The sequence below is a fragment of the Roseomonas sp. TAS13 genome (assembly GCF_001950415.1).
Taxonomy (GTDB): domain Bacteria; phylum Pseudomonadota; class Alphaproteobacteria; order Acetobacterales; family Acetobacteraceae; genus Roseomonas; species Roseomonas mucosa.
The window spans coordinates 20,741-27,475 of the sequence record NZ_BDLP01000023.1 but is presented as its reverse complement, the minus strand read 5'-3'; the positions used below and the strand labels follow the sequence as shown (position 1 = coordinate 27,475).

Sequence of the window (6,735 nt, the reverse complement as noted above, 5' to 3'; positions counted from 1 at the left end):
GCGGCTTCCCCGGGGATGGGCGGGCGGCTGCGGGCCTGGTTCCGCCCGCTGCTGCCGGCCGGATGTGGTGCCCTGGCCATGCTGGCCCTCTGCGCCGTCTGGCTGGCGATCTCGCCGCCCAGCCTCAGCCTGCCGGGCTCCTCCGGCCTGGATGACGACAACGCCCTGATCTCCGCCACCCAGGTCCTGGCCCTGCTGGATACCGATTCCTGACGATGCGCCTTTCCATTCCTGTCCTGCTGCGGGCCGGCTTCGGCGCGTCGCTGGCGCTCAACCTCGTGCTCGGCGGGCTGCTGCTGTTCCGCGATCCGGGCGGCGGGCCGGCGGACCCGCGCCGGCTGGTCGCCCATATGGAACGCCTGCTGCCGCCCGGGGACCGCGAGGTCTTCCATGCGCGCATGGAGATGGGCTGGGAAACGCGCGACGCCGCCCGGCGGCGGCTTCGCAAAGCCTTCGCCGAGGTGCGGGCCAGCATCGGGCGCGAGCCCTTCGACCCGGCGGCGCTGCAGGCCGCGCTGGCCGCCACGCGGACCGAGGGGGCGGTGTTCGGCCAGAGTTTCGACACCAACCTGGTGCAGGCAATGGGCGCGATCTCGCCGGAAGGCCGGCGCCGGATCGCCGAGGACATGCCGCCCGGTCGCTCCCAGGGGCGGCGCGGCCGGGACGCCGGCGGCCATGGGCCCGGGGACCGGGCAGGGGATCGAGCCGGGGATCGAGCCGGGGATGGGCCAGGGGACCAGGACGATTGAGCGATTTCGCTGAGGCTGCGGGCGCGGCCGTGCGACCCGTCCGGGGTGCTCCGTGCCTTGTCTCCCATGAGGTTCCCCACGGGGTTGCCCAGGGGGCTCCCCAGGGGGCTCCCCGCCGGGCGCTGCTGCTGCTCGCCGGTGCCGCCGCCGCCCTGGCCGCCTGTGGGCCGCGGCCCGGGCCGGTGAGCTCCGGCCTCGCCCTGCCGGACCGTTTCCGCGAGGCGGCCGAGACGCCGGCCGTCTGGCCCGCTCCGGACTGGTGGAAGGGCTTCGGCTCGCCCGAGCTGGACCGGCTGATGGAGGCCGCGGCGGCGGGGAACTTCGACCTGGCCGCCGCCGAGGCGCAGGTGCGGCAGGCCGACGCGCAGCTTCGGATCACCGGGGCCTCGCTGCTGCCGACTCTGGATGCCAGCGGGGATGCCAGCCAGACGCGCACCAGCGGCTATGGGCGCGCCAGCACCTCGGCACGCTCGGTCAAGAGCCTGTCCCTCGCGGCGAGCTACGAGATCGACTTCTGGGGCAAGAACCGCAACGCCACCGAGGCGGCGCGGCAGACCGCGATCGCGCGGCGCTTCAATGTCGGCACGGTGATGATGACCACCCAGGCCTCCCTCGCGGAGACCTATTTCACGGTGCTGGAGGGGCAGGAGGAACTGCGCACGCAGCTCGACAACCTCGATGCCGCGAACCGGGTGCTGGCGGTGATCCGCGCCCAGGTGGCGGCGGGCACGGCCACGGGGCTGGACCTGGCGCAGCAGGAGACGGTGGTGGCGCAGCAGGAGGCGGCCGTGCCGCCGCTGCGCCAGACCATCGGGCAGAACATCAACGCCATCGCCACGCTGATCGGGCGGACGCCGGAGAGCTTCAAGGTGACCGGCGGGCGGCTGGACGAGCTGCGCGTGCCGGTGGCGGCGCCGGGCCTGCCGGCGGAGGCGCTGGCGCGGCGGCCGGACGTGCATCTGGCGGAGGCCAACCTCGCCTCGGCCAACGCCAATGTGGCGGCGGCGCGGGCGGCGCTGCTGCCCTCCGTGACGCTGACGGCGCAGGGCGGGTTCCAGACGCTGAACCTGGCCAACCTGGTGACGCCGGAGGCAGCCTTCTTCACGCTCGCCGCCGGGATCACGCAGACCATCTTCGACGGTGGCGCGCTGCGCGGTCAGGTTGCGCTCAGCCGGGCGCAGGCGGAGGAACTGGTGGTGGAATACCGCCGCGCCATCGTCTCGGCGCTGGTGGATGTGGAGAACGCGCTGATCGCCTTCCGTGAATCGGCCGATCGCGTGGAGCGGCAGGCGAATGCGGCTGCAAAGGCGCAGCAGGCCTACAATATCTCCGAGGCGCAGCTCCGCGCCGGGACCATCGACCTGATCACCCTGATCAACACGCAGCAAACGCTGTTCTCCGCCCGCACCAGCCTGGTGCAGGCGCGGCTCGCCTATTTCCAGGCCGCGGTGGGGCTGTTCCGCGCCCTGGGCGGCGGCTGGCGCTGAGACGAAAGATCCCCATGACACGGTCATCCTTCTCCCGCCTCGTGGTGCTGGTCGTCCTGCTCGCCGGGCTGGGCGGCGGTGGCTACTGGGCCTGGAAGCACTATCTGGGCGGCGGAGCGCAGGACGGCACGACGGCGGCCCGGAGCGGCGGGCCCGCCGCTCCGGGCGCGGCGCGGCGGCGCGGGCCGGGCGGCCCCGGACCCGGCGGCGGCGTGCCTGTGCCGGTCACGGCGGCGACGGCGGAGGTCCGGGACCTGCCGCTGACCCTGGACGCGCTGGGCACGGTGACGCCGCTGAACACCATCACCGTGCGCTCCCAGGTCTCGGGCACGCTGGTCGAGGTGGCCTTCCGGGAGGGGCAGGAGGTGCGGAAGGGCGACCTCCTCGCCCGCATCGACGACCGCACCTATGTCGCGGCGCTGGAGCAGGCCAAGGCCAAGAAGGCCTATGACCAGGCGCAGCTCGCCAATGCGAAGGTGGACCTGCAGCGCTACCAGGGGCTGCTCGCCGCCAACGGCGTGACCCGGCAGCAGGTGGACACGCAGCGCGCCCAGGTGGCGATGTACGAGGCCCAGGTGGCGCAGGACCAGGCCGCCATCGACAGCGCGCAGACGCAGGTGGACTTCACCGTGATCCGCTCCCCGATCGACGGGCGGGTGGGGCTGCGGCAGGTCGATGCGGGGAACCTCGTGCAGACCTCGGACAGCAGCGGCCTCGTGACCCTGACGCAGATGCGGCCGATCACCGCCATCTTCACCATCCCGCAGCAGGAGCTGGGGCGGCTGCTGCGCGCCCAGGCGGCGGGCAAGGTGCCCGTACGCACCATCGCGGCGGGCGACGATCCGGGGGCGGAGGGCACGCTGCTGACCGTGGACAACCAGGTGGACAGCGCCACCGGCACGGTGAAGGCGCGGGCCGTGTTCCCGAACGAGGACAACCGGCTCTGGCCGGGGGCCTTCGTGAACCTCCGCATCGGCATCGAGACGGTGCCGGATGCCACGGTGGTGCCGCTGGTGGCCGTGCAGCAGGGGCCGGACGGGGCCTTCGTCTTCGTGGTGGGCAGCGACAGCAAGGTGGAGCAGCGCAGCGTGCAGCTGGGCCCGGTGACGCTGGCGGAGGCGGTGATCCGCCAGGGGCTGAAGCCGGGCGAGCGGGTGGTGACCTCGGGCGCGCTGAGGCTCAACCCGGGGGCCACGGTCTCGGTGGTGGACCCTGCCGCGCCCGCGCCGGAGGCACCGGCGGCACCCAGCGCGGCGCGGCAGGCCCGCCGGCAGGCGGAGGCCCAGGCCGGGACCCAGGCCGGGACCCAGGCCGGGGGGGCATCGGGGCCCCAGGCGGGGGCCCGCAATTGAACATCGCCGCGCCCTTCATCGCCCGGCCGGTGGCGACCACGCTGCTGGCCATCGCGGTGCTGCTGGGGGGCATCCTGGGCTATCTGCGCCTGCCGGTCTCCTCGCTGCCGGAGGTGGATTTCCCGACCATCGAGGTCAGCACGCAGCTCCCCGGCGCCTCGCCGGACACGGTGGCGCTGCTGGTTTCGGCGCCGCTGGAGCGGCAGTTCGCGCAGATCTCCGGCCTGACGGCGATGACCGCCGTCTCGGGGCCGGGGGTGAACCGGATCACGCTGCAGTTCCGGCTCGACAAGAGCATGGACACGGCGTCCCAGGACGTGCAGGCGGCGCTGGACGCGGCGCGGGGGACGCTGCCCTCCACGCTTCCCTATCCGCCGACCTACAGCAAGGTGAACCCCGCGGACCCGGCGATCGTCACCCTGGCGCTGACCTCCGACACGCTGCCCATCGCGCGGCTGAGCGACACGGCGGACACGATCCTGGCGCAGAAGCTGGCGCAGGTGAGCGGGGTGGGGCGGGTCAGCGTGCAGGGCAACATGCGCCCCGCGGTGCGGCTGCGCGTCGATCCGCAGCGCCTCGCCGCCTATGGCATCGGGCTGGAGACGGTGCGCACCGCCATCTCCAACGCCAACCAGAACTCGCCCAAGGGCACGCTGGACGGGGCGCGGCAGGCGGCGAGCATCCTGGCCAACGACCAGATCACCACGCCGGCGGAGTTCAGTGACGTCATCATCGCCTGGAAGGACGGCGCGCCGGTGCGGCTGCGCGATGTCGGCACCTCCGCCGAGGCGCTGGAGAACGACCGCAACGGCGCCTGGTTCAACGGCCGGCCCGCCATCCTGATCGACGTGCAGCGGCAGCCGGGCGCCAATATCGTGGAGACGGTGAGCCGCATCCAGGCGCTGATGCCGGAGCTTTCGGCCGCCGTGCCGGCGGGGGCGCGGCTGTCGGTCGTGTCGGACCGGACGGAAACGATCCGCGCCTCGGTGCACGAGGTGCAGCTGACGCTGGTGCTGGCCGTGGCGCTGGTGGTGGGGGTGATCTACCTCTTCCTCGGCAGCGGGCGGGCGACGCTGGTGCCCGCGGTGTCGCTGCCGCTGTCGATCATCGGCACCTTCGGCGTCATGGCGATGATGGGCTATTCGCTCGACAACCTGTCGCTGATGGCGCTGACCATCGCCACCGGCTTCGTGGTGGACGATGCGATCGTGATGATCGAGAACATCGTGCGGCTGATCGAGGAAGGGAAGAAGCCGCTGGAGGCCGCCTTCGAGGGCGCGCGGCAGATCGCCTTCACCATCGTCTCGCTCACCGTCTCGCTGATCGCGGTGTTCATCCCGCTGCTGTTCATGGAGGGCGTGGTCGGGCGGCTGTTCCGGGAGTTCGCCGAGACGCTGACGGCCGCCGTGCTGGTCTCCATGGTCATCTCGCTGACCCTGACGCCGATGATGTGCGCGCTGGTGCTGCGGCCGCATTCCCGGCCGGGGCTGGTGGCGCGCTGGGTGGAGGGCGGCTTCGAGCGGATGCGGCGCGGCTACGGCCGGATGCTGGCCGTCACGCTGCGGCACCAGGGGCTGACGCTGCTGGTGGCGCTGGGCACGGTGATCCTGACCGGCTGGCTCTATGTGGTGATCCCCAAGGGCTTCCTGCCGGCGCAGGACAACGGGCTGATCCAGATCACCACCGAGGCGCCGCAGGATGCCTCCTTCGCAAGGGTGGCGGCGCTGCAGCAGCGGCTGGCCGAGGTGGTGCGGCAGGACCCGGCGGTCGCCTCCGTCGCCGTCACCGCCGGGGCGGGGGCGACCAACCCGGCGCAGAACACCGGGCGCATCATCGTCGTGCTGCGCCCGCGCGACGAGCGCGACGCCACGGCGCAGCAGGTGATCGCGCGGCTTCAGCCGCGGCTGAACGCGGTGCCGGGCGGCATCGCCTATCCGGTGGCGGTGCAGGACATCCAGATCGGCGCGCGGCTTTCCACCACGCAGTACCAGTACACAATGACCGATTCCGACGCACAGCGCCTGGGCCTCTGGGCGCCGCGCGTGGTGGATCGGTTCCGCCGGATCCCCGGCCTGCGCGACGTGGCGAGCGACCAGCGCGACGACGGCATCCGCATCGCCATCCAGGTGGACCGGGACAAGGCCTCGCGCCTCGGCGTCAGCATGGCGAGCGTGGCCAACGCGCTCTACGACAATTTCGGGCAGCGGCAGATCTCCACCATCTATGGCCAGAGCAACCAGTACCGCGTGGTGCTGGAGGCCGCCGACCCGGTGCGCAGCGATCCGAACATGATCGGGCAGATCCGCGTCACCGGCAGCAGCACGAGCACCGGCGCGGCGGATTCCGATACCACCACGACGACCAGCGCGGAGGTGCCGCTGGCGGAGATCGCGAGCTTCGCCCGGACGCGCGCGCCGCTTCTGGTGACGCGGGAGAACCAGTTCCCGGCGGTGACGATCAGCTTCAACCTGGAGGAAGGGATGTCGCTGGGCCAGGCGGTGGAGGCGATCCATGCCGCCGAGGCCGAGATCGGCCTGCCGGACACGGTGCAGGGGCGCTTCGGCGGCGACGTGGCGGAGTTCAACACCTCGCTCGCCGGGCAGCCCTGGCTGATCCTGGCGGCGATCATCGTGATCTACATCACGCTGGGCGTGCTCTACGAGAGCCTGATCCACCCGGTCACCATCCTCTCCACCCTGCCTTCCGCCGGCATCGGCGCGCTGCTGGCGCTGGAGCTCTGGGGGCTCGACCTGTCCGTGGTGGGGCTGATCGGCATCATCCTGCTGATGGGCATCGTGAAGAAGAACGGCATCATGGTGATCGACTTCGCGCTGGAGGCGCAGCGCGAGCGGGGCATGTCGCCGCACGACGCGGTGGTGGAGGCCTGCCTGATGCGCTTCCGCCCGATCATGATGACCACCGCCGCGGCGCTGCTGGGCGCGCTGCCGCTGGTGCTGTCCTCCGGCATCGGGGCGGAGCTGCGGCTGCCGCTGGGCGTGTCCATCGTCGGCGGGCTGCTGCTGAGCCAGCTCATCACCCTCTTCACCACGCCCGCCGTCTATCTGGCGATGGAGCGGCTGCGGGCCATGGTGGCGCGCTGGCGCGGGGCGGGCGGGACCTCCCCGGCGCCGGCGGAGTAGCGGGGCG

At 72.5% G+C, this 6,735-nt stretch carries 5 protein-coding genes; all 5 read left to right on the top strand.

Annotated features, from left to right (window positions below):
* Positions 1–213 (top strand): hypothetical protein (locus ROTAS13_RS26980; protein ID WP_171979027.1); only part of this gene is annotated, 213 nt, incomplete at its 5' end.
* 2 nt (positions 214–215) lie between these two features.
* Positions 216–749, top strand: coding sequence for a periplasmic heavy metal sensor (locus tag ROTAS13_RS03885; protein ID WP_075821591.1), 534 nt, complete (start codon positions 216–218; stop codon positions 747–749).
* A gap of 122 nt (positions 750–871) precedes the next feature.
* A complete protein-coding gene (locus tag ROTAS13_RS03880) occupies positions 872–2,236 on the top strand; it encodes an efflux transporter outer membrane subunit (RefSeq protein WP_075821598.1) in 1,365 nt (454 codons plus the stop codon).
* Positions 2,237–2,250: 14 nt separating this feature from the next.
* Positions 2,251–3,588 (top strand): efflux RND transporter periplasmic adaptor subunit, encoded by a 1,338-nt coding sequence (locus ROTAS13_RS03875; protein ID WP_226946008.1) that lies wholly within the window; start codon positions 2,251–2,253, stop codon positions 3,586–3,588.
* Positions 3,585–6,728 carry an efflux RND transporter permease subunit gene (locus tag ROTAS13_RS03870; RefSeq protein ID WP_075821589.1) on the top strand — a complete coding sequence of 1,048 codons (3,144 nt, stop codon included), beginning with the start codon at positions 3,585–3,587 and terminating at the stop codon, positions 6,726–6,728. The genes ROTAS13_RS03875 and ROTAS13_RS03870 overlap by 4 nt, the downstream gene beginning before the upstream one ends.
* Positions 6,729–6,735 lie beyond the last annotated feature (7 nt).

What these genes read in the sequence shown, in the direction of transcription:
- ROTAS13_RS03885 (WP_075821591.1), top strand. Translation starts at nt 216, where the DNA reads ATGCGCCTTTCCATTCCTGTCCTGCTGCGGGCCGGCTTCGGCGCGTCG.
- ROTAS13_RS03875 (WP_226946008.1), top strand. Translation starts at nt 2,251, where the DNA reads ATGACACGGTCATCCTTCTCCCGCCTCGTGGTGCTGGTCGTCCTGCTC.